The sequence below is a fragment of the Haloarchaeobius ordinarius genome, assembly GCF_051801355.1.
In the GTDB taxonomy this organism is placed as follows: Archaea; Halobacteriota; Halobacteria; order Halobacteriales; family Natrialbaceae; genus Haloarchaeobius.
In genome coordinates this window covers 1122308-1146181 of record NZ_CP196560.1, presented here as the reverse complement: position 1 = coordinate 1146181, position 23874 = coordinate 1122308, and the positions used below count along the sequence as shown (strand labels likewise).

The 23874-nt window shown below is 65.9% G+C and carries 29 protein-coding genes; 17 read left to right on the top strand and 12 right to left on the bottom strand.

All coding sequences use genetic code 11. The annotated features are described in order from the left end of the window. The first annotated feature begins 153 nt into the window (after positions 1 to 153). Positions 154 to 2019: a helicase C-terminal domain-containing protein gene (locus ACSC1R_RS05925; RefSeq protein WP_439028155.1), complete on the top strand. Its 1866-nt coding sequence runs from the start codon at positions 154 to 156 to the stop codon at positions 2017 to 2019. A gap of 204 nt (positions 2020 to 2223) precedes the next feature. Next, positions 2224 to 2487, top strand: coding sequence for a hypothetical protein (locus ACSC1R_RS05920; protein WP_439028154.1), 264 nt, complete (start codon positions 2224 to 2226; stop codon positions 2485 to 2487). A 7-nt stretch (positions 2488 to 2494) separates the two neighbouring features. Here ACSC1R_RS05920 and ACSC1R_RS05915 read toward each other — a convergent pair whose 3' ends face one another. Continuing rightward, complete coding sequence (locus ACSC1R_RS05915) at positions 2495 to 2791, bottom strand: hypothetical protein (RefSeq protein ID WP_439028153.1); 297 nt, start codon at positions 2789 to 2791, stop codon at positions 2495 to 2497. 172 nt (positions 2792 to 2963) lie between these two features. Between ACSC1R_RS05915 and ACSC1R_RS05910 the strand changes: the two genes are divergently transcribed. Beyond that, on the top strand, positions 2964 to 3296 hold the full coding sequence (locus ACSC1R_RS05910) for a hypothetical protein (RefSeq protein ID WP_439028152.1): 333 nt from the start codon (positions 2964 to 2966) through the stop codon (positions 3294 to 3296). Between the two features lie 15 nt (positions 3297 to 3311). Here the strand turns inward: ACSC1R_RS05910 and ACSC1R_RS05905 are convergent, their stop codons facing one another. Both ACSC1R_RS05905 and ACSC1R_RS05900 read right to left on the bottom strand, forming a co-directional pair. Then, positions 3312 to 4388, bottom strand: coding sequence for a class I SAM-dependent methyltransferase (locus ACSC1R_RS05905; RefSeq protein ID WP_439028151.1), 1077 nt, complete (start codon positions 4386 to 4388; stop codon positions 3312 to 3314). After that, positions 4381 to 5490 carry a 60S ribosomal export protein NMD3 gene (locus ACSC1R_RS05900; RefSeq protein WP_439028150.1) on the bottom strand — a complete coding sequence of 370 codons (1110 nt, stop codon included), beginning with the start codon at positions 5488 to 5490 and terminating at the stop codon, positions 4381 to 4383. The genes ACSC1R_RS05905 and ACSC1R_RS05900 overlap by 8 nt, the downstream gene beginning before the upstream one ends. Positions 5491 to 5610: 120 nt before the next feature. Between ACSC1R_RS05900 and ACSC1R_RS05895 the strand changes: the two genes are divergently transcribed. After that, positions 5611 to 6795 carry an outer membrane protein assembly factor BamB family protein gene (locus tag ACSC1R_RS05895; protein WP_439028149.1) on the top strand — a complete coding sequence of 395 codons (1185 nt, stop codon included), beginning with the start codon at positions 5611 to 5613 and terminating at the stop codon, positions 6793 to 6795. A gap of 8 nt (positions 6796 to 6803) precedes the next feature. Here ACSC1R_RS05895 and ACSC1R_RS05890 read toward each other — a convergent pair whose 3' ends face one another. Beyond that, positions 6804 to 7304 (bottom strand): hypothetical protein, encoded by a 501-nt coding sequence (locus tag ACSC1R_RS05890; protein ID WP_439028148.1) that lies wholly within the window; start codon positions 7302 to 7304, stop codon positions 6804 to 6806. A 95-nt stretch (positions 7305 to 7399) separates the two neighbouring features. On the opposite strand from ACSC1R_RS05890, the gene htpX reads away from it, so the two are divergent. The 10 genes from htpX to ACSC1R_RS05840 all read left to right on the top strand — a co-directional run bounded on the left by htpX (position 7400) and on the right by ACSC1R_RS05840 (position 15274). Further along, the gene (gene htpX, locus ACSC1R_RS05885; protein WP_439028147.1) at positions 7400 to 8275 is read left to right on the top strand and encodes a zinc metalloprotease HtpX; all 876 of its coding nucleotides are present in this window, start codon (positions 7400 to 7402) and stop codon (positions 8273 to 8275) included. Positions 8276 to 8300: 25 nt separating this feature from the next. Then, positions 8301 to 8738, top strand: a complete 438-nt coding sequence (locus ACSC1R_RS05880; RefSeq protein WP_439028146.1) for a hypothetical protein — start codon at positions 8301 to 8303, stop codon at positions 8736 to 8738. A gap of 25 nt (positions 8739 to 8763) precedes the next feature. Continuing rightward, entirely contained in the window at positions 8764 to 9372 is a 609-nt protein-coding gene (gene pspAB, locus ACSC1R_RS05875) for a PspA-associated protein PspAB (RefSeq protein ID WP_439028145.1), read from the top strand. A gap of 118 nt (positions 9373 to 9490) precedes the next feature. Beyond that, positions 9491 to 10561 carry an ABC transporter permease gene (locus ACSC1R_RS05870; RefSeq protein WP_439028144.1) on the top strand — a complete coding sequence of 357 codons (1071 nt, stop codon included), beginning with the start codon at positions 9491 to 9493 and terminating at the stop codon, positions 10559 to 10561. 246 nt (positions 10562 to 10807) lie between these two features. After that, a complete protein-coding gene (gene radA, locus ACSC1R_RS05865) occupies positions 10808 to 11839 on the top strand; it encodes a DNA repair and recombination protein RadA (protein ID WP_439028143.1) in 1032 nt (343 codons plus the stop codon). Positions 11840 to 12174: 335 nt separating this feature from the next. Then, positions 12175 to 12549 (top strand): hypothetical protein, encoded by a 375-nt coding sequence (locus ACSC1R_RS05860; RefSeq protein WP_439028142.1) that lies wholly within the window; start codon positions 12175 to 12177, stop codon positions 12547 to 12549. Positions 12550 to 12735: 186 nt separating this feature from the next. Continuing rightward, on the top strand, positions 12736 to 13161 hold the full coding sequence (locus ACSC1R_RS05855; protein WP_439028141.1) for a hypothetical protein: 426 nt from the start codon (positions 12736 to 12738) through the stop codon (positions 13159 to 13161). Positions 13162 to 13254: 93 nt separating this feature from the next. Beyond that, on the top strand, positions 13255 to 13494 hold the full coding sequence (locus tag ACSC1R_RS05850; RefSeq protein ID WP_439028140.1) for a sulfurtransferase TusA family protein: 240 nt from the start codon (positions 13255 to 13257) through the stop codon (positions 13492 to 13494). A gap of 3 nt (positions 13495 to 13497) precedes the next feature. Then, positions 13498 to 14640 (top strand): NAD(P)/FAD-dependent oxidoreductase, encoded by a 1143-nt coding sequence (locus ACSC1R_RS05845; RefSeq protein WP_439028139.1) that lies wholly within the window; start codon positions 13498 to 13500, stop codon positions 14638 to 14640. A gap of 10 nt (positions 14641 to 14650) precedes the next feature. After that, positions 14651 to 15274 carry a DUF1641 domain-containing protein gene (locus tag ACSC1R_RS05840; protein ID WP_439028138.1) on the top strand — a complete coding sequence of 208 codons (624 nt, stop codon included), beginning with the start codon at positions 14651 to 14653 and terminating at the stop codon, positions 15272 to 15274. Positions 15275 to 15342: 68 nt separating this feature from the next. Here the strand turns inward: ACSC1R_RS05840 and ACSC1R_RS05835 are convergent, their stop codons facing one another. Further along, on the bottom strand, positions 15343 to 16080 hold the full coding sequence (locus ACSC1R_RS05835; protein ID WP_439028137.1) for an ABC transporter permease: 738 nt from the start codon (positions 16078 to 16080) through the stop codon (positions 15343 to 15345). Further along, complete coding sequence (locus ACSC1R_RS05830; protein ID WP_439028136.1) at positions 16080 to 16844, bottom strand: ABC transporter ATP-binding protein; 765 nt, start codon at positions 16842 to 16844, stop codon at positions 16080 to 16082. The genes ACSC1R_RS05835 and ACSC1R_RS05830 overlap by 1 nt, the downstream gene beginning before the upstream one ends. Before the next feature lie 86 nt (positions 16845 to 16930). Here ACSC1R_RS05830 and ACSC1R_RS05825 point away from each other — a divergent pair, with 86 nt between their 5' ends. After that, the gene (locus tag ACSC1R_RS05825; RefSeq protein ID WP_439028135.1) at positions 16931 to 17635 is read left to right on the top strand and encodes a helix-turn-helix domain-containing protein; all 705 of its coding nucleotides are present in this window, start codon (positions 16931 to 16933) and stop codon (positions 17633 to 17635) included. A gap of 13 nt (positions 17636 to 17648) precedes the next feature. Here ACSC1R_RS05825 and sufU read toward each other — a convergent pair whose 3' ends face one another. After that, positions 17649 to 18074, bottom strand: coding sequence for a Fe-S cluster assembly sulfur transfer protein SufU (gene sufU / locus ACSC1R_RS05820; RefSeq protein ID WP_439028134.1), 426 nt, complete (start codon positions 18072 to 18074; stop codon positions 17649 to 17651). 141 nt (positions 18075 to 18215) lie between these two features. Here sufU and ACSC1R_RS05815 point away from each other — a divergent pair, with 141 nt between their 5' ends. Next, a complete protein-coding gene (locus ACSC1R_RS05815; RefSeq protein WP_439028133.1) occupies positions 18216 to 19850 on the top strand; it encodes an LVIVD repeat-containing protein in 1635 nt (544 codons plus the stop codon). 9 nt (positions 19851 to 19859) lie between these two features. Here ACSC1R_RS05815 and ACSC1R_RS05810 read toward each other — a convergent pair whose 3' ends face one another. Genes ACSC1R_RS05810 through ACSC1R_RS05800 form a run of 3 tightly spaced genes read right to left on the bottom strand, consistent with a single transcriptional unit; the run spans position 19860 to position 22398 of the window. After that, on the bottom strand, positions 19860 to 20423 hold the full coding sequence (locus ACSC1R_RS05810; protein ID WP_439028132.1) for a hypothetical protein: 564 nt from the start codon (positions 20421 to 20423) through the stop codon (positions 19860 to 19862). Positions 20424 to 20469: 46 nt separating this feature from the next. Continuing rightward, positions 20470 to 21105: an HD domain-containing protein gene (locus ACSC1R_RS05805; protein ID WP_439028131.1), complete on the bottom strand. Its 636-nt coding sequence runs from the start codon at positions 21103 to 21105 to the stop codon at positions 20470 to 20472. Positions 21106 to 21150: 45 nt separating this feature from the next. Continuing rightward, a complete protein-coding gene (locus tag ACSC1R_RS05800) occupies positions 21151 to 22398 on the bottom strand; it encodes an aminotransferase class V-fold PLP-dependent enzyme (RefSeq protein ID WP_439028130.1) in 1248 nt (415 codons plus the stop codon). Between the two features lie 182 nt (positions 22399 to 22580). On the opposite strand from ACSC1R_RS05800, the gene ACSC1R_RS05795 reads away from it, so the two are divergent. Continuing rightward, positions 22581 to 22796, top strand: coding sequence for a hypothetical protein (locus tag ACSC1R_RS05795; protein ID WP_439028129.1), 216 nt, complete (start codon positions 22581 to 22583; stop codon positions 22794 to 22796). Between the two features lie 19 nt (positions 22797 to 22815). Here the strand turns inward: ACSC1R_RS05795 and ACSC1R_RS05790 are convergent, their stop codons facing one another. Both ACSC1R_RS05790 and ACSC1R_RS05785 read right to left on the bottom strand, forming a co-directional pair. After that, positions 22816 to 23109 carry a DUF424 domain-containing protein gene (locus tag ACSC1R_RS05790; protein WP_439028128.1) on the bottom strand — a complete coding sequence of 98 codons (294 nt, stop codon included), beginning with the start codon at positions 23107 to 23109 and terminating at the stop codon, positions 22816 to 22818. Next, a complete protein-coding gene (locus ACSC1R_RS05785; protein WP_439028127.1) occupies positions 23106 to 23834 on the bottom strand; it encodes a tetratricopeptide repeat protein in 729 nt (242 codons plus the stop codon). Before ACSC1R_RS05785 ends, ACSC1R_RS05790 begins: the two co-directional genes overlap by 4 nt. Positions 23835 to 23874: the final 40 nt, after the last annotated feature.

The following is a 23874-nucleotide window of genomic DNA, read 5'->3' as shown; positions in this document are numbered from 1 at the left end:
GCGAGTGAACTGCTCGTCGAAACAGACCACAGCGACTCGCGACCAACTAACAACACAGCACGAACCGGCACCACCAACACATCGCGGGACACTTCCAGCAGCGTTCAACAGCGACCGATGATTTTACACCCGTCCCACGGCTTCGACAGCACAGTGGACCCGTCCCGTATCTTCGAGGAGTTCCCCGCCCCCTCCTACCGCGGCAACCAGGAACAGGCGCTCAGGGACATCCGTGACGCCTTCGACGCGGGGAACGACGTGGTGCTCGTGCGCGCGCCGACCGGGAGTGGCAAGTCCCTGCTCGCCCGGGCGGTCGCCGGCTGTGCCGCGAGGGCGGACCAGGTCGCCCCGAGCGAGGCCAGCGGCGCCTACTACACGACGCCGCAGGTCTCACAGCTCGACGACGTGGCGGGCGATTCGCTGCTGGACGACCTGAACATCATCCGGGGGAAGTCGAACTACAAGTGCATCCTGCCCGGCGAGCGCGACACGCCGGTGAACCGGGCACCCTGTGTCCGCGAGAAGGGGTACGAGTGCACGGTCCAGCACCGCTGTCCCTATTTCTCCGACCGGGCCATCGCCTCCAACCGCAACATCGCGGCGATGACGCTCGCGTACTTCATGCAGACCGCCGGGAGCGAGGTCTTCAGAAAGAGAGACGTGGTCGTCATCGACGAGGCCCACGGGCTGGCGGAGTGGGCGGAGATGTACGCGACCATCGAGCTGGGGCCCCGTACGGTCCCGATGTGGGACGACCTGCAGGTGCCCGACCTCGACTCGGTCGAACGCACCGCGAAGTACGCCGAGAACGTGATGCAGACACTGGTCCGCCGGAAGGACGAACTGCTCACGAAGAAGGCCCTGTCGCTTGAGGAGGTACACGTGAGAGACCGCCTGCAAGAGCGCATCGGCGAACTGGACTGGTTCGTCACCGACTACCGGGACCCCGAGTCGGCGACGGAGTGGCTAGTCGACCAGCCCGACGGCGAGGGCGGTCAGGTCACCATCAAGCCGATGAATCCCGAGAAGTACCTCCAGCACACCGTCTACGACCGCGGGAACAAGTTCGTCCTGCTGTCGGCGACCATCCTCAACAAGGACGCCTTCTGCCGGCAGGTCGGCCTCCCACCGGAGCAGACCGCGCTGGTGGACGTCGAACACACCTTCCCCGTCGAGAACCGGCCGCTGTACGACGTGACCCAGGGGAAGATGACCTACGAGCACCGCGACGAGACCCTCCCGAAGATCTCCCGGGTCACGACGCGCATCATGCAGCACCATCCCGACGAGAAGGGCCTCATCCACTGCCATTCGTATGGTATCCAGGAGCGACTCGCGGACCTCCTCCGGGACTTCGGCGTCGGCGAACGCCTGCGCATCCACGGCCGGGAGAACCGCGACGCCGAACTGGAGTCCTGGAAGGCCTGTGACGACCCGGAAGTCTTCTTGTCTGTCAAAATGGAGGAGGCGCTGGACCTCGAAGGCGACCTCTGTCGCTGGCAGGTGCTGTGCAAGGCCCCGTTCCTCAACACCGGCGACTCCCGGGTCGCCCACCGCCTCGAACAGGGCCAGTGGGCGTGGTACTACCGCTCCGCGCTCCGGACGGTTATCCAGGCCTGCGGGCGGGTCATCCGCGCCCCCGACGACTACGGCGACACCTACCTCGCCGACACCAGCCTGCTCGACCTGTTCGAGCGGGCGAAGACGGACACGCCGCCGTGGTTCGCCGAACAGGTCGACCGACTCTCGAAGCCGGACCTGCCGGAGTTCAGACCCCAGGAGGCACTCACGGCGTTCGACGGCGGCTCGATTCGCGGCAGTCGGCGACAGGAGACGTGGGGCGAGCGTGGGGCTGGCGGTGGCGATAGTAGCAGTACGAGCGGCGGCAGTAGCAGTAGCGGCGGTGCCAGCGCGAGCGGTGGGAACGACGAAGACAGCAATAGCGGCTCCTCGCGGCGCTCCCGGCGGCGACGCTCACGGCGGTCGCCGATGGCCGACGTGTGGGACACCGACGGGTAGCGTTAGAACGCGCCGATGACGCCGACGGCCGAGGAGAGGACCATCAGGCCGACGAAGACGATGGCGATGATCTGCTGGCGGTTGAGTCCGAACATTCGCTTTCCTCTATCACCTCCGGGGGCGTAAAGCCCTCGGCTCGTCTCGGGAGACCACCCATCGGCCGCTTTCCGACCGTTTTTGCCCGCGACCCCCGAAGCCGCGAGCATGACCGACCGTCCGTCTCTACTCGAAACCTGGTCAGCGCTGGCCCGCCCGTTCGGGGCGGTGCTCACGCTGGCCGGCGTCGTCCATCTCGTGACTCCCGACCGGTTGCTCTCGCTCGCCGGCCGGAGCTATGACCTGCTGCTCGACGTAGCGTTCGAGCCCCGCGAGGGGGCGAGGAATCGGGTGCGATTGCTCGGCCTGTTCTTCATCGCTGCCGGGGCGCACCTGTTGTACTACGGCGGTGTGATGCCGAAGCGGGACTGACTCGTCGTCAGCGCTGCGCGCCCGACCGAGACGCCCGGCGGACCACGTACCCGAGCACAGCCAGCAGTCCGGTCCACTTTACCACAACCGCGAGAAAGTCCGCGAACTCGCCGACAAGACGACCGAGGTCGAAGAGGAGGTACGAGTTGAGGAGTCGGGCGAGGAACCCGATGAACAGGTCTGCCAACAGCAGGTTCAGGGCGACGTGGACCAGCCACGACGCGAACAACACCAGTACGACGCCCACGAGCATGCGGGGGAGTTCGGCGCGAACCCAGTCGATGTCGTCTTCGGGGAGGGACATATCGAGTACGCCGGGTGCACGGGATAAATGCCTTCTCTCGGTTCGAATCGTTTCTGCGCGATTCAGGACCGTTCAGTCCGTTTCAGTCGATTCTCGCGCCGACCACGACGTGCCAGACACCCTCGCTGTGTCCGAAAACTTTTGCCAATGAAAATACCATTTTGGACCACGTGTGAAATCGAAGTCGACACTGCTACTCTTATTAGCAATCTCGCTGTTAGCAGTCGGAGTAGGTGTGTTCTCTGGGAATGAGCTACTCAACCAAGAAGGGAATAACTGTGAATCGTTGCACGTTAAATCTTCAGACGATACTGGCGACCAGCGCGAGAGCGCAATAAAATACGAGGACCTGTCCACGGACCAGCAGCAGCTGTTCCGCAAAGCTGTCGAAAAAGAAACCGGTCCAGTCTCGATACCAGATGACGTGAATTCTGAAGTGTGGATTACCAACAGGAACGTCCAGTATAATGGAACGATGTACTCGGTTGCAGTTAGTGTCTGTTGATACTCGTTCGTGGACTCAATTCACTCTGGCATCGATAACCACGTGCCAGACGCCTTCACTGTGGCTCTTGACGCGGCGCGTGTCCAGTATCTCGACCTCGCGCCCGCGGGCGGCCGCGGCCTCGCGGATGCGCGAGACGGGACGGTCCCAGAGTCGGTCCTCGGGCGTCGCCTCGTGCAGATGCAAGATACCGCCGGGTTCCAGCGAGTCCAGCGCCGCGCCGAGGTACTCGTGGGCGTCGTAGTAGCCCATCACGACTCTCTCTACTGTGGCCTCGACCTCCCGACAGTCGCCGAGGACGAGCGAGACGCGGTCCAGCACGTCGTTCAGATTCGCGTTCTCGCCGAGGAATCGGAAGGATTCGGGATTCTTCTCGACGGCAGTGACCTGCGCCCCCGCGCGGGCCATCGGGAGCGTGAAGTAGCCGATGCCGGCGAACATATCCAGCACTTCCTCGTCCGCCTCGACGACCTCGCCCATGCGGGCGCGCTCGGCCTGGTTGCCCGGCGAGAACATCACCTTCGCGAGGTCCAGCGAGTACCGGGTGCCATGTTCGGTGTGGACCGTCTCGGTGTCGCCCAGCCCCGCCACGACCCGGGTGTCGGGCTGGCGCAACTCGCCCGAGACGCCACCGTGGGCACAGACGGTGTCTGCCTCGCCGTGGAGTTCCAGCAGGGACTCGCCGATGTCCCGTTCTTGCTCGTCGGTCCACCCGTCGAGCGAGACGAGAATGACGGAGCCGACGACGGCCCACGACGCAGGGGCAGCAGCGACCGCCTCGTCGTCCCAGTCCCGTTCTCGCAGCAAGGTTTCGAGGTCGGGTGCCCGCGGTTCGGGGTCGGTCTGGCGGACCACGTCGAGCACGTCGGTCGACTGCGGCGGGGCTGTCACCGGGAGCGCGACGGTCTCCGCACCGTACTCCTGCACGCGGCGCTCGTCGTCGTAGACGCCCTCGTCGCGCAGGCTCGCGATGGCTATCTCTGCGTCCGGTTTCCGGACGACGGCGGCGAGGTCGTTTTCGTCGCCGTCGGTCCGCTCGAAGTCGTCGACAGCAGGCAGGTCGTCGCCATCCGCAGGCAGGTCGTCACTCATCGGGCAGGACGTGCAACCCGGCGCGGCTCTTGAACACCCGAACCGTGTCGCCGTCGGGGTCGAAGTAGTCCGGCCGCGAGATGGTCTTCGCCTCGTAGGTCTCCGGGTCGAGCACCTGCACGGCGTGCTCGTCCTCGACCGTCACGAGGGGCGTCTCGACGCCGTCGTCCAGACTCCCGAGCTTGCGGGCCTCGGGGGCGTCGCCCTCGGAGTAGCTCGCCTCGTAGCGCTCGCCCGTGGTGAGCCGCACGCCCTTCAGGTTCCCGTGGGCGCTCCGGACCAGGATGGGCCCGTCGCCGTCGTCCCGGTCCTGAAGCTCGATGATGTCCCCGGGGATAAAGGGCGGGAGCCGAACCGCGTAGGTGACACGGTAGACCTCGTTCCCGTCCTCGTCCTCGGTGACCAGCGTCTCGTGGTCCTCCCACGAGCCGCCGAACTCCTCCGTTACTTTGTTCGAAATCTTCTTTCCGATGTTGTTCGTCGAGACCTTGATGTCGAGGCCGTCTTTCTCCTCGCCCATCTCCGTGATGAAGGCGTTCCGGTCGCCCGTCGCCTCCATGTCCGCGACGATCTTGTTCGCGATCTCTTTCGAGCGCTCGATCTCTTCACTGGTGGGCTTGCGGTCTGCCGCCCGAATCTGCACGATAGAGGCGTAGTAGTCCCCCGAGATTCGCCCACAGCGGGTGCAGGTCTGCCGGGAGATGAGGACCGGAACCGTCACTTGTGCCTCGCGGAACTGCCCGCGGACGATGCCGGAGAAGAAACAGTGCATCCGGATGTTGTTCTGGTCCACCTGCTCGGGCTCGACCTGCCAGGACACGTCCTCGGCGTCGACGTGGACCGACAGCGCCTCGGCCACCTCGTCGATGGCCACGTCGGTGTAATCCTTGGCACCGACGTCGACCCACCGGCGGCCCCGGTGGACCGCCCCACAGGTCGCACAGACCATCACCTCGATGCGGTCGGGCGCGTCGACGAGTTCGAACTGCTCGAAGTAGCAGTCGTCGCAGACGCCCACGTCGGACTTGCCCAGCGGGTCGCTCGCGGCGACGTCTGACATGGGGTCGCCACAGCGCGGACAGAACGTTCGCTGGTCGCTCATTTGACGGGTATTGGCCGTTCTCACCTAAAAGGAACGCGGGTCTGGGCTCCTGATGTGGACAGGGACGGCCGCCGCTCTCGTGGCGACAAAACTTAACTAAATCTACACGCCAGTGACGGTATGCAACGGCGAGGGGTGCTGGCGACGCTTGGGGCACTGGCGACGGGCGGCTGTCTCCGGCTCCAGGAAGCCGACGAGTCGGCGACCGGCTCGACGGCGGCCTCCCAACAGGCTGGAGACAACGGTGGAGACGCGACGAACGGGGGAGACGAGACCGTGAACCAGGTATCTCTCTCAGAGCAGTGGCGGTCCGATATGTTCGCTGCTAACGTCTGGACGACCGACGGTACGTTCTTCTTCAACGGCTTCGACGGCGCAGCAGCGGCCACCCCTGCCGATGGAGTGATGTGGTCCGCGGGGGCATCTGCGACAGGGTCGATGACCAGCGGAGCCGACGCGTTCGCCACCGACGGGAGCCACGCTGTCATCGGGTTCTCCGGTGGTAGCGGGTCAGACGCCAGCGCACATTTTCATGGATACGATACGGGAACCGGCGAGGAGCTGTGGCAGGTAGACGCACCGGCAGACGGGAATCACACCGTCGCGGAAGCGAGCGCTGTCGTGGACGGTCTCGCGGTCGTCGGGGCGGCGGCCCACGGCTCCGGAAGTGACCAGACACCCGTCGTCTACGGGATAGACATCCAGACCGGCGAACAGGTCTGGGAGACCACTGTTCCGGCCCTCCCAAACGGGTTCATCGCCGACATCATCCCCCACGACGGCGACCTCTACGTCTCCTTCGCGTGGAAGGGCGTTCGCGTCGTCGACCCCAGGTCAGGCTCGGTGTCGGGAACCCGCGACTCGATCGAGACGGGCGTGTGGGGTAGTCGACTCCACGATGGCGTTCTCTATGCACCCTGGGACGGGGCAGTCGTCGCCTACGAATTCGACGGGAGTTCACGGTGGACGACGGACGAGGGCGGGGACGTTCGGTGCCGGCCCGCCGTCGACGACGAACTCGTGGTTGTCGGGACGAAGGCGGGCTTCGTCCACGCGTTCGCCACCGAGACGGGTGAGAAGCGATGGGACGCACGCATCGACAGCCAGGTGAGTGCGATCGACATGACCTCGTCTCACGTGTGGGTGGCAGGCGAACAAGGGACCGTGACGGCGTACACCCGGGATAACGGGACACTCGCTCACGAGTCGACCCACGACCTGAGCGGCGGTGGGCTCGGTGTCGTGAACGACACCGTGTTCATTGGCGGGAACCGATCCACGGCATTCCGTATCGACGACGCATAACCGAGGGGTCACACCCCCGCGAACAACCTGGCACTCACCAGCGCCCCGCCGATTCCAGCCGCGACCGTCACGACTGGTCCGAGCACCAGCGACACCAGCAGCGCCGCGACGGTCCCGACGAGGTACATGTCGAACAGCGGCGGGTCACCCCCGGTAACCTGCTGCTGGTAGGTCTGCTGGTAGCCCTGCTGGTACGTCCCCTGCTGCTGGTAGCCGCCCTGCCCGGACGGCGCGTACATCACGCCATCCTGCGCCTGCGGGCGATGCGTCTGCTGGAGGCGGTACACCCGGTACACCAGAAACGCCGTGAAGGCGCTGATGAGGACGCCGATGAACACCCCGAGGAAGACGCCGGCGTAGAAGTTCCCGGCCACGTCGCTGACGGCGACGATGAGCATGGTGAGGATGGGTGGGCCGAGGACGACCGTGATGCCGCTCACGGTGCCGACGATACAGGCCGTCACGACGGTGAACCCGGTCGCGACAAGCGGCGATTCCCCGGCCGACATTCGTGTGGAAATCGCGCGACACGTATCTAAGCGTGTTGGCTGTTCGGTCGCCACACGGCGGTGGGCTTTAGACCACTCGTTCCCTCACTGATACCATGCAATGGAAAGCGGACAGGGGCCTCCAGTTCCGGATGTTCCTCACGATGTTCCTCCTCGCGGGGCTGTACATCGTGTTCATCGCCGCACTCTGGCTGTACTCGGGCGGGTCACTCGTCGCTATCGCGCTCATGTTCGCCCTGTTCAGTCTCGGCCAGTGGTACTTCAGCGACAAACTCACGCTCTGGAGCATGGGCGCCAAAGAAGTCAGCGAAGAGGAGTATCCAAAGCTCCACGCCATGGTCCAGCGCCTCTCCCAGCAGGCCGACGTGCCAAAGCCGAAAGTGGCCGTCGTCGACTCGCGCAACCCGAACGCGTTCGCGACCGGGCGCTCGCAGAAACACGCCGCCGTCGCGGTGACGACCGAGTTGATGCGCATCCTCGACGACGACGAACTGGAGGGCGTCCTCGCACACGAACTTGCCCACGTCAAGAACCGCGACGTGATGGTCATGACCATCGCGTCGTTCCTCTCGACCATCGCGTTCCTCATCGTCCGGTGGGGGCCGTGGCTCGGTGGCGGGCGTAACCGCAACAACGGGGGCGTCTGGGTTGCCATCCTCGTCTCGCTCGTGGTGTGGATAATCTCGTACCTGCTCATCCGGGCGCTCTCGCGCTACCGCGAGTTCGCCGCGGACCGTGGGGCCGCCATCATCACGGGGAAGCCGCGGGCGCTAGCGTCGGCCCTGCAGACTATCTCGGGCGACATGCACAGGGTACCGAAGGAGGACATCCGCGAGCAGGCGGAGATGAACGCGTTCTTCATCATCCCCATCTCGGGCAGCGCCATCACCCGGCTGTTCAGCACGCACCCCCCGACCGAACGCCGTATCGAGCGCCTCCAGCAGCTCGAACGCGAGATGGAATCGGTCTGATGCGCTCACTCGCTGGGGTCGGTCGATGAACCGCCGAACCGCCGCCCTGCTCGCGCTGCTCGTCGGACTGCTCGCCGCCTCGCACCCGCTCTACCTCGACGTCCACCCTGGCGAGACGAAGGTGTTCGTCGACCTCGACCCGGTCGAGCAGACGGTGTCCGACGACGAGGTGGTGAACTTCGCGGACCTGCCGCCGCGGGCACAGGAGGCCGTCGAGTCGGCCGGGTCCGACGGCGAGGCGAGCCTCTGGATCGGGAGCGAGTCCGACGCCATCGAACCGCTCGCCGTCCACGACTACCTCCGCTGGGAAGGCGACCTCTACCGGGTACGGGTTCTCCCCCGTGAGGGGCTGTTCGACCGGGTCGACACGGTGCTCTCGCCACTGCTCGCACTGGTCGGGGTTCTGCTGACCCTCATCGGTACGCGGACCCTCTGGGACGTCGAAGTGAAGGGCCGCGATTAAGACACCCCCGTCCCACGTTCTTCCCATGGGCCTGCTGGATTCGATACGCGAAGTGCTCGGCCTCCGTGCCGAGGCCGACGCTGCCCGCGACGCCGACCCCGACGACCTCTTCGGGATGAGTACGGCCTACATCACCATGGAGGCCGAACTCGGCTTCGCCAGCACCGGCGACGGTGCGCTCTGTTTCTCCAGCGTCGACAGCACCGACTTCGAGGACACCGTCCGCGAGGTCGAGGACATCCTCACCGCCGGGGAGTCAGAGACGGGAACCGCCTTCGAGGTGCGCGAGGACGACCACGGCTACCACTGGGTCGTGCTGCACGACGACGACCCGGAGGACCTCATCACGAGCCTGCACTTCGCCGCGGACACGTTCATCGAACGCGACTACGGCTCGCGCCTGCTCAACGCTTTCTTCGCGTTCGAGAAGGACGGCCGACTCGCCTACTGGGTGTACTCCTTCCGCCGGGGCGCGTACTACCCGTTCGTGCCGAAACGGGGCGAGAAGGACCGCGACAGCGGGACGGAGTTCAAACTGGAGAGCAACCTCGACGGCGAACTCGACCTCGAGAAAGAGAAGGAGTACTGGTATCCGATGTACCCGAGCCGGTCGGGCACGCACCCGTGGGAGTGAGACGCGCCCACCGTTCGTGGTAGCTGAGTAACACAATCGGCCGTTTGAGTCTCCGTCGTGTTTTTGGTAGCGACTCCCACACGTTGCAGACGACAATGGGGGTCGGACGCACACACCGATGAGTCGCTGGAACTACTTCGCGAAACGGGTTCTCCTGATGGTGCCGGTCGTCTGGTTCGGCGTGACGGTCACGTTCATCACCATCCGCATGGGGCCGCTCGACCCGGTCGCCGCCATCCTCGGACCGCAGGTCCCGCCCGCACAGTACGAGCGGGTCGCGACCCGACTGGGCCTCAACCGGCCGCTGTGGGAGCAGTACGTCGACTACATAATCGGACTCGCCAAGTTCGACCTCGGGTACTCCTACGTCATCAAGGACGGTGCGACCGCGATGGACCTCATCGTCCTGCTCACCCCGCGGTCGCTGTGGCTCGGGTTCTGGTCAGTCCTCATCCCTCTCTTCGTCGGCATTCCGCTGGGCTTCTACGCCGGGCTCAACCCGAACACCTACCCCGACTACTTCGCCTCCTTCGGCGGCATCGTCTGGCGCGCCATGCCGAACTTCTGGCTGGGCGTCATCCTCATGTCCGTCCTGAGCCAGTCCGAGGACCTCCTCTTTGGCTTCGAGTGGGCCACGTTCCTCGTCGACGTGAACGTCATCGGGCCGCCACCGCTCGAATTCTACCAGCACGACGGGGCGTTCCCGGTCGCCGTGGGGGGCGTCACCCTGTTTCGTCTCCCGTTCGGCTTCGACGTGGAGACGTTCCTCGAAGCCACGAAGATGATGCTCGCACCCGCGCTCGTCATGGGCTCGGCGTCGATGGGCAACGAGATGCGTCTCGGGCGCACCGCCGTCCTGGAGACCATCAACTCGAAGTACGTCGACACCGCCCGCATGAAGGGCCTCTCACGCCGGACCATCGTCTGGAAGCACGTGTTCCGGAACGCGCTCATCCCGCTCGTCCCCATCATCCTCAACGAGGCGTTCTTGCTCATCGGCGGGTCGGTCATCATGGAGTCCATCTTCGGCATCAACGGCATCGGCTACCTGTTCTTCCAGGCCGCCGTGCAGGGCGATATGCCCCTCGTGGGGTCGCTGATGTACATCTTCATCCTCATCATCGTCTTCATGAACATCCTCCAGGACTTCCTCTACACCGTCATCGACCCGCGAGTGGGGTACGAGTAGGGAGGCGGCGCAGCCGCCGCCAAGTTCGAACGGCGAGCGTAGTGAGCCGTGAGTAGCGCGGCGCCACGCGCCGCGAAACGATGAGCGGGGAACGCAGCGACCCGCGAGTAGCGCGGCGCCACGTGCCCGAACGTTCCCACTTCAACCCTCGGAAACCGACCGACTGCACCACCATCACGTCCTCTACTTTCACTTTCACTCCCCTGTTAACGAGGGTTTATGGGGGAACCCGCCCCAGACGTTGGTATGGCAGACGCAGACCTCGAGAAACTCCCCGGCGTCGGACCGGCAACCGCAGACAAGCTCAAGGACGCAGGCTTCGACTCGTTCGAAGGTATCGCCGTCGCTTCTCCCTCCGAACTCTCTAACACGGCGGACGTCGGCGAGTCGACCGCCGCAGACATCGTCCAGGCCGCCCGCGAGGAGGCCGACATCGGCGGCTTCGAGACCGGCTCGCAGGTCCTCGAACGACGCAACCAGATCGGCAAGCTCAGCTGGCAAATCGACGAGGTAGACGACCTCCTCGGCGGTGGCGTCGAGACACAGTCCATCACCGAGGTGTACGGTGAGTTCGGGGCCGGGAAGTCCCAGGTGACCCACCAGCTCGCCGTCAACGTCCAGCTCCCCAAGGAGGTCGGCGGGCTCCACGGTGCCGTCGTCTTCATCGACTCCGAAGACACGTTCCGCCCGGAGCGTATCGACGACATGGTCCGTGGCCTCCCGGACGAGGCGCTCGAAGCGACCCTCGAAGACCGCGAGATGGAAGGCAGTATCGACGACGAGGAGACGATGGAGGCGCTCGTCGACGACTTCCTCGACAAGATTCACGTCGCGAAGGCGTTCAACTCCAACCACCAGATGCTGCTGGCCGAGAAGGCACAGGAGCTCGCTGGTGAACACGAGGACTCCGAGTGGCCCGTCCGCCTCCTCTGTGTGGACTCGCTGACCGCCCACTTCCGCGCCGAGTACGTCGGTCGTGGCGAACTCGCAGAGCGCCAGCAGAAGCTCAACAAGCACCTGCACGACATCGACAAGGTCGGGAACCTGTTCAACTGCGCCATCGTCGTCACGAATCAGGTCGCTTCCAACCCCGACTCGTTCTTCGGTGACCCGACCCAGCCCATCGGTGGGAACATCCTCGGGCACAAGTCCACCTTCCGGATGTACCTCCGCAAGTCCAAGGGTGACAAGCGCATCGTCCGCCTCGTGGACGCGCCGAACCTCGCAGATGGCGAGGCCGTCATGCGCGTGCAGGATGGCGGTCTGAAGCCGGAATAGACGTTCTATCTCGTCCCGTTTTCTACCGTGAGGGAGCCTGCGACCGAACGGACCGACGAACGAAGCGAGGCGAACGGGGAGTGAAACGACCCGTGAGCGGAGCGAGTGAGGAGGGTTTTGGTCCAGCTTTTGCCGAGCGAGGCCACGAAGTGGCCAAGCGCAGCGCAAAAGGTGGGCGTGGGCAGGACGGCGGCCTGAAGCCCGAATAGGCGGGCTCGACGCGTAGAAACCGGGTTCGCAGCCGGTCGTTCCATCCACATTCTTCTCTTTCCGTCGTTGCGAACTCCCAGACTGGCCAGGCACCACTTTTTGCCTCAGAACGCGTATACGTTCGTATGGACCTTCGCCGTCTCCTGCTCGCCCTCGGCTCGGGGGCGACCACGTTCCTGCTCGTCGGTGGCCTCCTCGCGTCACAGATTCCCGACATCCCGGGTGGCATCATCGGCTTCTTCGGTGGGCTGTTGGCCGGCCTCCTCGCGGTCGTGGGGGTCTGGTTCGCCCTCGGCGACGCCAGCCCGTCCCTCGAACGTCTCGCGACGGCTTACGCCGCGTTCGGGTACGCCTTCCTCGGCATCTGGTTCCTCCGGTACGCCCACGTCGCCGGTCTCCGGTCGGCGGTCGACTTCTCACTCCAGGTCGTCCTCAGCGTGGCCGTCGCGGTGCTGGTCGCACTGGGCGACTGGGCTGGAAGACGACAGCAGACGGGGTAGTGGCCGAGCTATTGCCTCTCCCGTGCAAACGCAAATATCCACTTGCAGAGAACAAAAGCTGAGAGTATCCACACGAAAAGCATCCATTACCGACTTTTTTGCGCGATTCCCCCGAGCAGGATATGTGATAGCACAGAGGGATGTTCCCAGAATCTTGGAAATTGAGTACAAGACTATATCCCTCTCGTGCGAACTACCATCTGTGAACTCATCATGAACGGCTATGCAATCGTCATCGCGACGGACGAATTCGAGAAGATAACCGCCGCCAGCATCATCGGCTCCATCGCCGCAGCCTCCGACATCCCCGTCGACGTCTTCGTGACGATGAACGGGCTCCGCCCGTTCGAACACGAGGTCGTCGAGACCAGAGACTTCACCGTCGGGCCGCTCGGCGAGGCTATGCTGACCAGCGAGGAGACCGAGATACCCCTGTTCACGGAGCAGTTCCGTGACGCCAAGGAGATGGGCCCCATGAACATCTACGCCTGCACGATGGCGATGGAGATGTGGGGCCGCGAACTGTCGGACTACGTCGACATCTTCGACGGCGAACTCGGCGTCTCGGGCTTCCTGACCAAGGCCGCCGACAAGCAAGTCATCTTCATCTGAGCCTGCCCGGTCGCCACAGCGACAGGCGGCCACCGCCCGCCGACCACCGAATCGCCCGCCAACCACCAACCCAACATCACGAGAAATCAACCAATGTCCGAACAACTCACTGCTGACGTAACGATAGACGCACGCGGCTCCGGCTGCCCCGGCCCCCTGATGGACCTCATCGGGAAAATAAAGAAAGCCGACTCCGGCACGGTCATCGAACTCCAGACGTCCGACCGCGGCTCGGTCTCGGACGTCCCCGAGTGGGTCGAGAAGGCCGGCCACGACCTGCTGGAGACCGTCGAACACGACGACTACTGGAGCATCTACGTCCAGAAGGCCTGAATCATGACCGACATCGTCATCGTCGGGGGAGGAACCGGCGGCACCGTCCTCGCCAACCGGCTCGTCGAGGACCTCGAACGCGAGGTCGCAGCCGGCGAGGTCGAGGTGACGCTCGTCAACGACTCCCCCGACCACGTCTACAAGCCGACGTTCCTGTACGTTCCGTTCGGCAAGAAGACCGCCGCCGACGCAGTCCGCCCACTCGCGGACCTCGTCGACCGGCGGGTGACCCTCGAGATCAACCGCGTCGTCGGCATCGACACCGACGCGAAGACCCTCGACCTGCAGGACGGCGGCGATACGCTGTCGTACGACTACCTCGTGCTGGCGACCGGCGCGAAGCTGGTCCCCGAGGAGGTGCCCGGCCTCATGGAGGGTGGACACCACTTCTACGGGGCCGAGGGCGCGGAGCAGCTCCGTGACGCCCTCGCCGACTTCGAGTCGGGCCACCTCGTGCTGAGCGTCGTCGGCGTCCCGCACATGTGCCCGGCCGCGCCGGTCGAGTTCGTGCTCATGGCCGACGAGTGGTTCCGCGAGCGCGGCATCCGCGACCAGGTCGACATCACGTACACCTACCCCATCATGCGACTACACGGTCTCCAGCCGGTCTCTGACTGGATGGAACCCCGGTTCGCCGAGCGCGGCATCAACTCGGTGACCTTCTTCAACGCGGAGGAGGTCGACCCCGAGAACCAGGTCATCAGGTCGATGGAGGGCGAGGAACTGGACTACGACCTGCTCGTGGCCATCCCACCCCACAGCGGCGACGACCTCATCGCGGACTCCGGTCTCGGCGACGACGGCTGGGTCGCCGTCGACAAGCACACGCTCGAAGCCAAACACGCCGAGGACGTGTTCGCCATGGGTGACGCCGCCGACGTGCCGACCAGCAAGGCCGGCTCCGTCGCCCACTACGAGGCGGACGTCATCGCGGACCGCATCGCCAGCAAGGTTCGGGGCCAGCTTCCGACCGCGACGTTCGACGGGAAGACCGTCTGCTTCATCGAGGCGGGCATGAACGAGGCGACGTTCGTCGAGTTCGACTTCGAGAACCCGCCCGAACTGCGCGACGAGTCACGCCCCGTCCACTGGGCGAAACTCGCGTACAACGAGTCCTACTGGCTCACCGCCAGGGGGCTGCTCTGAGGTGGGACAGATGGCAGAAGCACCACAACAGATAGAGGCCGAGGAACTCGCCGAGGCCATCGAGCAGAACCCCGAGGCCGTCGCCGAGTTCGTCTCGCGGCTCGACGCCGTGAACGAGCTGCTCGACGTGCTCGAACTCGGCACGAGCGCGATGGACGACGAGATGGTGATGCGCCTCGCCAGAACGGGGAGCACGCTGGCCGAATCCGCCGACGCGGTCGCCACGCCCGAAACGGTCCGGCTCGCCGAAGCGGTCGGGCGCGAGGGCGAGGACCTCGCCGCCGCGGTCGAGACCATCTCGGAACTCCAGCGAAACGGCACCCTCGACGACCTCGCGGCACTGGCCGACCTGCTCGCGCTCATGAACGGCGCAGTGGACGACGAGATGGTCATGCGTCTCGCGAAGACCGGCAGCAGCCTCGGCGCACTGGCCGACACCGCCGCCGAACCCGACACGGTTCGCGGGCTGGAGCGCATGCTCCACGCGGTCGGTGACGCCAGCGTCGAGGAGTCCGAACCCGTGGGAGTCATCGGCCTCGCGAAGGCCACCCGCGACCCCGAAGTGAAGGAGGGGCTGGGGTACCTGCTCAACCTGGCGAAAGCGCTCGGGCGGGCGAACGGTGGCGGGCGGTAGCCGGGAGACAGCGACAGCAGGGAGACGGCGGAGTCAAGATGGCGACAGCCCGGTTCGAGTTTCGATTTTCAGGCCCGGCGAATCACGACGGCAGCGACGAGCACCGACGCCAGCGTCCACGCCAGTAAGACGGCGACTGCGACCCAGAATTCGCCCGACGTTCCGTCGTCCAGCAGGACGTATCGCATCCCGTCGATCATGTACGTGAGCGGGACGACCCGGGCGACGACTTCGAGGTAGTCCGGGAGCGTCTCGACCGGCGCGAAGGTGCCCCCGAGGATGACCTGGGGCGTGATGACGATAGGGATGAACTGGATGGCCTGGAACTCGTTCTCGGCGAACAGCGACAATACGACGCCGATGCCGAGTGCAGTCAGGGCCCCCAGTACTTCTATCAGGACGACCAGTTCGAGGCCGTGTGCGAAGGTCACGTCGAGGAAGTAGACGGCGGCGGCCAGCAACACGCCGGACTGGACGACCGCGAGCACGCCGAACCCGAGGACGTAGCCGAGGACGATGCCAGCTCGTGACGCAGGCGAGACCAGTACCCGTTCGAGGGTGCCGGCCGTCCGCTCCCGGAGGAAACCGATAGCGGTCAGCATGTACGTCAACATGAAGACGAACACCGCGAGCAGGACCGGCGCGACGTCACCGAGCGCCTGCTGGGGGAACACCTCGCTGAACAGCCAGATGACGAACGCGGGGACGACGACGACCAGACCGAGGGTCCGGCGGTCGCCCCGGAGCGATAGCAAAAGCCGGGAGGCGACGGCGACCGTCCCGTGGAGTGGCGACGTGGCGGCCATCACGCGCTCACCTCCGGTGCATCTCCGGTCCCGTCGCCGTCCTCGTCGAGCAGTTCGAGGAAGGCGGCTTCGAGGTCGGTCGTCCCGGTTCGCGTCAGGAGCGCGTCGGGCGTGTCGAATGCGAGCACCCGCCCAGCGCGCAGGAACAGCACTTCGTCGCAGCGCGTCGCCTCGCCGAGGTAGTGCGTCGACACCACGACCAGGTCGCCGCGCTCCCGTCGGTCGCGGAACCCCTCCCACATCGTCGCCCTGAGTTGCGGGTCGAGGCCGACCGTCGGCTCGTCGAGGACGAGCAACGAGGGGTCGTGGACGACGGCACAGGCGAGGCTGGTCCGCCGGACCATCCCGCCGGAGAGTTCGCCGATGCGGGCCCCCTCCCGGTCGTCCAGGTCGACGAACGACAGCGCCCGGTCGACCGCGGTCTCGCGGTCGGGGACGTCGTACAGCCGGGCGAAGAAGGACACGTTCTCGCGCACCGTCAGGTCGCGGTACACCGCCTCGTGCTGGGGCATGTAGCCGATACGCCCGCGTTCGGGCGTCCCGAGCGACCGCGAGTCGGTGCCGTCGAGGGCGGCGGTCCCACCGGTCGGGTCGAGCAGGCCGAGCAGACACTGGATGAGCGTCGTCTTCCCCGAGCCGTTCGGGCCGACCACGCCGAGGATACGTGGCCCATCCACGTCGAGGTCGATGCCGTCCAGCGCCGTGACGGCCCCGAACTCTCGGCGGAGGCCGTCCAGTCGAATCGAAACGTCGGTCCCGGTCATACCGGGAGGGACGCGGGTGGCTCGAAAGGTGATTCTGCCGGCCATGCACGGCTAGTTCATAAGTTACTTCCGCCCAGACTGGTTCCGTGAAACGACTCCGCATCACGGCCAGACCCGACCCGCGGGTCGTCCCCGAGACCTTCCGATTGCTCTCGAACTCCAGCTACGTGACCGAGGCCCGGCTACACGACTGGACGGTGAACCGGGACGGCCGCCCTACGGCCCTCTTCACCGCCGACGGGACCCGCGACGGGTTCGCCGCGGCACTGCGAACCCAGGCCGAGGTCGCCGACGCCGAGACCGCCCCCATCGACGACGGCCAGTTCTCGCTGCTGGTGACGCTCGAACCGACCGCCAGGCCACTGATTCGCCGGATATTCGACGCGTTGCTCCGCGAAGGGCTGGTCATCGTCAAGCCCGTCGTCTACCGCGACGGGCAGGCCCACGCGACCGTGGTCGGTACCCCATCGACGCTCCAGGCGATGCTGGACGAAATCCCGCCGGTGGTGGACGTCACAGTCCACGAGGTCGGAACGTACCGCGGTGGCCCGACGACCGCCCCGGCCGCCGAACTCAGCAACCGCCAGCGCGAGGCACTCGTGGCCGCCCTCGAGCTGGGCTACTACGACGAGGGGCGGCACGCGACCCACGCGGACGTGGCCGAGTGCCTCGGCTGTGCACCCAGTACGGCCTCTGAACACCTGAAGAAGGGAGAAGCGAAACTGGTGCGGGCGGTACTGTCACCGGACAGAACGGGACAATCACCTGGCTCGGAGGACCGCGAAGACTAGTGACGGGAGAGGCTCAGTCGTCGTCTTCCGTCGTCGTCTTGTCGATGTCCTTCTCGCCGAGGTATATCTCGGCACCGTCCTGTGCGACCTTCTCCGCGAGGACGGCGCACTTGATGCGCATCGGGGATATCTCGACACCGAGCATGTCGACCACGTCGTCGCGGTCCATCTCGGCCAGTTCGTCGAGCGTCTTGCCGCGGAGCTTACCCGAGAGCATGCTCGCGGAGGCCTGCGAGATGGCACAGCCGTCGCCCTTGAACGCCACGGCGGCGATGGTCTCCTCGTCCTCGTCCAGTTTCACGTCCATCCGAATCTCGTCACCACACATCGGGTTCTCGCCGACGTGGGTGAACGTCGCGTCCTCGATCTCCCCGTAGTTGCGCGGGTTCTTGTAGTGGTCGAGGATCTGCTGTCGGTACATGTCCGAGCCCATTCCCATTGTTGTGGGCTGGTAGGGTAGTGGCCCGGAAAAACGTTCCGCAGCGGTGTGAGAGTCCGGGGCACCGGGGCGGACGGGGGGCGATAACTAAAATCTACATTTGATAAATACATATTGGAGTTGACAGAGTTGGTCTCTCACATGGCCCCCGATTCGGCAGGCCGAGCAACCGGCCTGCACCGCCGTACCCTCCTGACCGCCCTCGCCGGACTCCCAGCCAGCGCCCTCGCCGGGCGTGCCGCCGCCAGCAGTGCGCGCGCCGGTACCGGTTCGGATGTCGGACCGATGGTCCCCCCGGCGCTCGAACCGACCGCGACACTCGACGTGAAAGGACTCTCCGAGGCCGTCGTGGACGACGCCGGCGAGACGGTGTACTGCGCGGTCCGCGACGGCTTCGCGGTCGTCGACGTGAGCGACCCCGCCAACCCCACTCTCCTCGCCGAAGAACGCGAACTCAGCCACTCCGGCAACGGCCCGATGCAGCGAATCTACGACGTGAAGTACGCCGACGACCGGCTGATCGTCGCCGGCCCGAACGCCGGGTCGAACGACGACCTGGTCGGGTTCTTCGTCTACGACGTGTCGGACCCCGCCTCTCCGGAACGCGTCGCCTTCCAGGGGACGCGACACGGCATCCACAACTGCTTCGTCGACGGGAACATGGTGTACCTGACCGGCGGGAACCTCCCCGGGTCGCCCACGATGATATACGACATCTCGAACGACGAACCCGAGAAGGTCGGCGACTGGAGTGCGACCCAGGAGGACAAGGTCTGGGACGGCGTCTACACGAACTACCTCTCGTGTCACGACGTGTACGTCCAGGACGACATCCTCTACGTCTCGTACTGGGACGCGGGGACGTGGCTCGTCGACGTGAGCGACCCCGCCAACCCCACCGCAGTGGCGCGACTGGGTGGCCGGGACCCCGAGTACCTCGCGGACCTGGACAGGGGCTTCACGTCCGAACTCGTCGAACTCCCCGGCAACAGTCACTACTCCCAGCCAAACGACGACGGCTCCGCGGTGTTCGTCGGCAAGGAGGCGTGGGACCGGGAAGACACCGGCGACCACGACGGCGGTCCGGGCGGCATCGAACTGTGGTCGATGGGTGAGGAACCGACCCGCGAGAGCATCATCCAGTCACCGGCTGGCCCGGATTCGGGCGCGACCTCGCACAACTTCGGCGTCCGCGATGGCCGCCTCTACGCCTCGTGGTACGCCGGTGGCGTCGCGGTCTACGACGTGACCGACCGGGCCGCCCCGCAGGTGCTCGGCGCCTGGAGCGACCCGGAGACGACCTCGTTCTGGACCGCGAAACCCATCCACGAGGGGTTCGTCGGCGCGGTCCACATGGACCCGAGCAACGACCGGGAGGAAAAGCGGGTCGGGGAGGGCGGGGCGCTGTACGTCTTCCCCGAGCCAGAGAGTGGTAGCGACCCCGCCCCGCTCATGGAACCACTGCTGGAGCCAGCCACGGCGTGGACCCAACCGCCGGACAGCGGCGGCTCGGGCGGTGGGGACGGCGACGGTGGCAGTGACAGCGACGGCGGTGGCAGCGACGGCGGTGGCGGCGATGGAGGCGGCAGCGACGGCGGCGGAACCACCGCAGCCACCGGTGGGGACGAGACCACGACGACGACCGCGTCGTCGGCCGACTCGCAGTCCGACGGGAACGACGAGAGCGCCATCCCCGGCTTTGGCGTCGGCGCAGCCGTGACCGCCGTCGGTGCGACGCTCGGGCTGGCGCGATTGCTCGGCGAAGAGGAGAACTGAAGACCCGACTCAGACCGGGTCCTCGTCGGGTCGCGTCGCCGGGTCGAGCATCTCCCGGCCGACCGGGTCGTACTGCGAGGTCGCCGCCGGGTCGACTTCGGTCGTCGGAATCAGGTCGGTTCTGGTCTGTCTGTCCTCCGCACTGGCGGGCCCACTGCCCCGCCGGCGAGGCCGGATTCCGGGCGCTGACTGGGCGACCGTCGCCGGTTCGACGGGCGACGTGTCGGCTCGGGAACTGGCCAGTTCGTCGGGAAGTGATGGTGCCTCCTGTCGCGAGGCGGCCGAACTGGCCACGACCTCCGGCTCGTCCGGTTCCACCACGTCGTCGACGTCCAACCCGCCGTCACCCTGTACGGCCCCGTCCGCCGGTTCCGTCTCCGCGTCGTCTTCCGCAGTCCAGTGCGCCCCCAGCATGCCGACCACCCCGACGATCGCCCCGAGGAACGCGAGCACGTCGGCCGCACCGAACCCCGCGGTCGACAGCCCTTCGACGAACCGGGCGAAGGTGATGACGAGCAGCCCCAGCAGCAGGAACTGTAGCGCCATGAGGTGTCGTTCGAGCGTGTCGTCCATACCATAGAGAGGTCGCGAGCGGGGGTATTCCTTTCGCAGAACTGAGTTATCGGTCGCCGATGACTTCTGCCTCGAACCGGGCGACGAACGTCTCCAGGAAGTCGTGTCGGTCGGCGGCGGCCACCGTCCCGGCGTCGGTGTACATCCGCGATTCGAGCCGGAGCAGTTTCTTGTGGACGTGGTTCAACGCGGTCTGCCCAGCGGGTGAGTCGTCCTCGCTCACTGGCAGGTCCGGGTCGTGGATGGGTTGTGCGAGTTCGCCGGTGTGCGCGAACGTCCGGGCGAGGCCAACCGCGCCGATGGCGTCCAGATTGTCGGCGTCGGAGAGAAGCTCGGCCTCGATGGTCTCGGGTTCCACGTCGTTCGAGAACCGGTGCGCGCGGATGCAGTGAGCGACGGCGTCGATGCTCGATGCCGAGAGCGTGGACGTCTCGAGGATGCGCCGGGCCTCTTTCGCGCCCCACTCGGCGTGACACTCGATGTCGCCGTCGGCCTCGCGCTTCCGACCGATGTCGTGGAGCCACGCCGCGGCGAACAGCACGTCCTCGTCCACCGGTTCGTCTGTCTCTGCGGCGAGGTGCTCGGCGTTTGTGACGACGCGCTGGACGTGGTGCCAGTCGTGGGTCGGCGAGAGCCCGCCGAAGTAGGTCCGGGCGCGCTCGCGGAGGGCGGTCTGGTCCATGCGCTGACGAGTCGAGTGGAGCGACGAAAACGGTTGTGTTCGGGGTTACGCGAACAGCTGGCGCGCCTCGTCGACCGCCTCGACCAGCGCGTCGACCTCCTCGCGGGTGTTGTAGATGTAGAACGAGGCGCGGGCGCTGGCGGCGACACCCAGTTTGTCGTGCAGGGGCTGGGTGCAGTGGTCGCCGGCCCGGATGGCCACCCCGTAGTCGTTGACGATGGAGGAGAGGTCGTGGGCGTGGACCGAGTCGAGGTTGAAGGAGACGAGACCGCCGCGACCCTGCTCTGGCGTGGGCCCGTAGATGTCCACGTCACCCTGCTCGGAGAGGCGGTCGTAGGCGTATTCGGCTAACATCTCCTCGTGGGCCTGCACGCGCTCCATCCCGATGTCCTCGAGGTAGTCGATAGCGGCTTCGAGCGCGATGCCCTGCGAGATGTTGGGCGTGCCGGGCTCGAACTTCCAGGGCAGGTCGTTCCACTTCGACTCCTCGAAGGTGACCTTCTTTATCATCCCGCCGCCGTAGAGGTACGGCTCCATCTCGTCGAGGATGTGGCGCTTCCCGTAGAGGACGCCGACGCCGGTCGGGCCGCACATCTTGTGCCCGGAGAAGGCGTAGAAGTCGGCGTCGATGGCCTCGACATCGACCGGGCGCGTCGGGACGGCCTGTGCGCCGTCGACGAACGCGAGGGCGTCGTGGTCGTGGGCGAGGTCGGTTATCTCCGAGACCGGGTTGACGGTGCCGAGCGTGTTCGAGACGTGGACCACCGAGACCATCTCCGTGTCGTCGGTGATGAGGTCTGCGGCGGCCGCCATGTCGAGCTGGCCCGACTCGTCGATGGGGATGAACTTGATGTCCGCGCCGGTGCGCTTTGCGACCTGCTGCCAGGTGACCAGCGAGGCGTGGTGTTCCATCTCCGTGGTGACGACCTCGTCACCGGGTCCGAGTTCGTTCAGGCCCCAGGCGTAGGCGACGAGGTTCATGCTCTCGGTCGTGTTCTTCGTGAAGATGACCTCCTCGCGGCCACCCGACGCGCCGATGAACTCGGCGACGCGGTCGTGGGCGTCCTCGTAGGCGATAGAGGCCTCCTGGCTCAGCGTGTGGATGCCGCGGTGGACGTTCGCGTTGTAGCCGTGGTAGTAGTCGACGATGCAGTCGACGACCTGTTCGGGGGTCTGCGTCGTCGCCGCGTTGTCGAGGTAGACGAGGGCCGTCCCGTCGAACTCGCGCTGGAGGATGGGGAAGTCCTGCCGGATGCGTTCGACGTCGAGGGGGTCGGTCGTCTGGGTGCTCATTGTCGTCTCCTGGGGGCCAGAGACCCAACTGTCCTTCGGTACAGGACGCGTCTGTCGGCAGTGTCACAGTATCCCGCCGTTGCGCGACAGCCCGCCACTGGTGTCACCGTCGACGACTGTCGTTTTCAACGACCGGAAACGAGACGCCGGTTTTAAATCGGCTGCCCGACTCACTCCCGCCCATGCGCCGACTCTTCGACGTGTGGCTCGTCACGGTCGTCGTGTTCACCGCTCTCGTCGCCCCGACGGTGGTGTTCACCACCGCACACTCCGCCGACTCGCTGCTCGTCGAGTCAGAATTCCTGCTGAGCGTCGTCGTCGGGTACCTCGTGGTCTTCAGAGGCGTGACCGACGACGGCGTGGACGACGTGTTCGAGAAGCGGCTGGGCCGGCAGTGACGTGATTCCGTGCTCCAATTCAGCCCAGCCGGAGCAACTGGGCGTGTAACGTCCCTTCGATGGCGAGTACCGCGTCCTCGTCGATGATGCCCGCCTCGACGGCCACGTCGACGGACCGTTTGCCGACGATGTTGGCGACGGTCGCCCGGCGCAGGCTGTCGAGGACGGCGTCCTCGTCGCGGTGTTCGCCGCCGTAGAACTCCTCGGAGACCGTCAGCGACACCGGCCCGTCCTCGAACGTCTCGCCCATCACGTCCGGGTCGCAGACGGAGACCAGCAGTCCCTCCTCGGTCTGTCGCTCGTTGACGATCATTCGACGAGTTCCTCTTCTGCGCGTTTGCGAAGTTCTTCTGCCTCCTCGGCGACCTCCTCGGCCTCTTCGTCACGTCCGAGTTCTTCGAGCGCCCGGGCCTTCTCGCCGAGCACGTCGGCGTTGCGCATCCCGAGACGGATGGCGTTGTCGAGCGCGTTGAGCGCGTCCTCGGCGAGGCCGCGTTCGAGCAGGAAGAAGCCGCGGTTGTACCACGCCTGGGGCGAACGCGGGTCGATTTCGACGGCACGCTCGGCGTGTTCGAGCGCCCGGGAGACGTCACCGGACTCCCAGAGTGCGTAGGCGAGGTTCGTCTCCGCGTCGGCGGCGAACGGCCCCTCGTCGTCGATGTGGAGCGCCTCCTGATAGGCACCGATGGCCTCGTCCCACTCCTCCATCTCGGCGTGGGCGACACCCTTGTTCACCCACCCCTCCTGTTTGACCGGATCCTCCTCGGCGAACCGGGCAGCGCGTTCGAACGTGTCAGCGGCCTGTTCGTGGCGGTTGATGCCCATGTAGCTCAGGCCGACGTCGATGAGTTCGTCGGCGTCGACCGAGTCCGCATCGACGTTGCGGCGGTCCAGCATGTCCGTCAGGACGCGCGAGTCGACGGGGTCCACCTTCGTCGGGTCGACACCGAGCTCTGGGGGCTCGAGGTCGAACTCGTCGTAGGGGTCCGAGAAACCCTGTCCCTCCGAGAATTCGTGGTCTCGCTCGCGGTCAGTCATATACGACGCGGTTGGCCGTGAACACGGGTAAGGGTTGCGA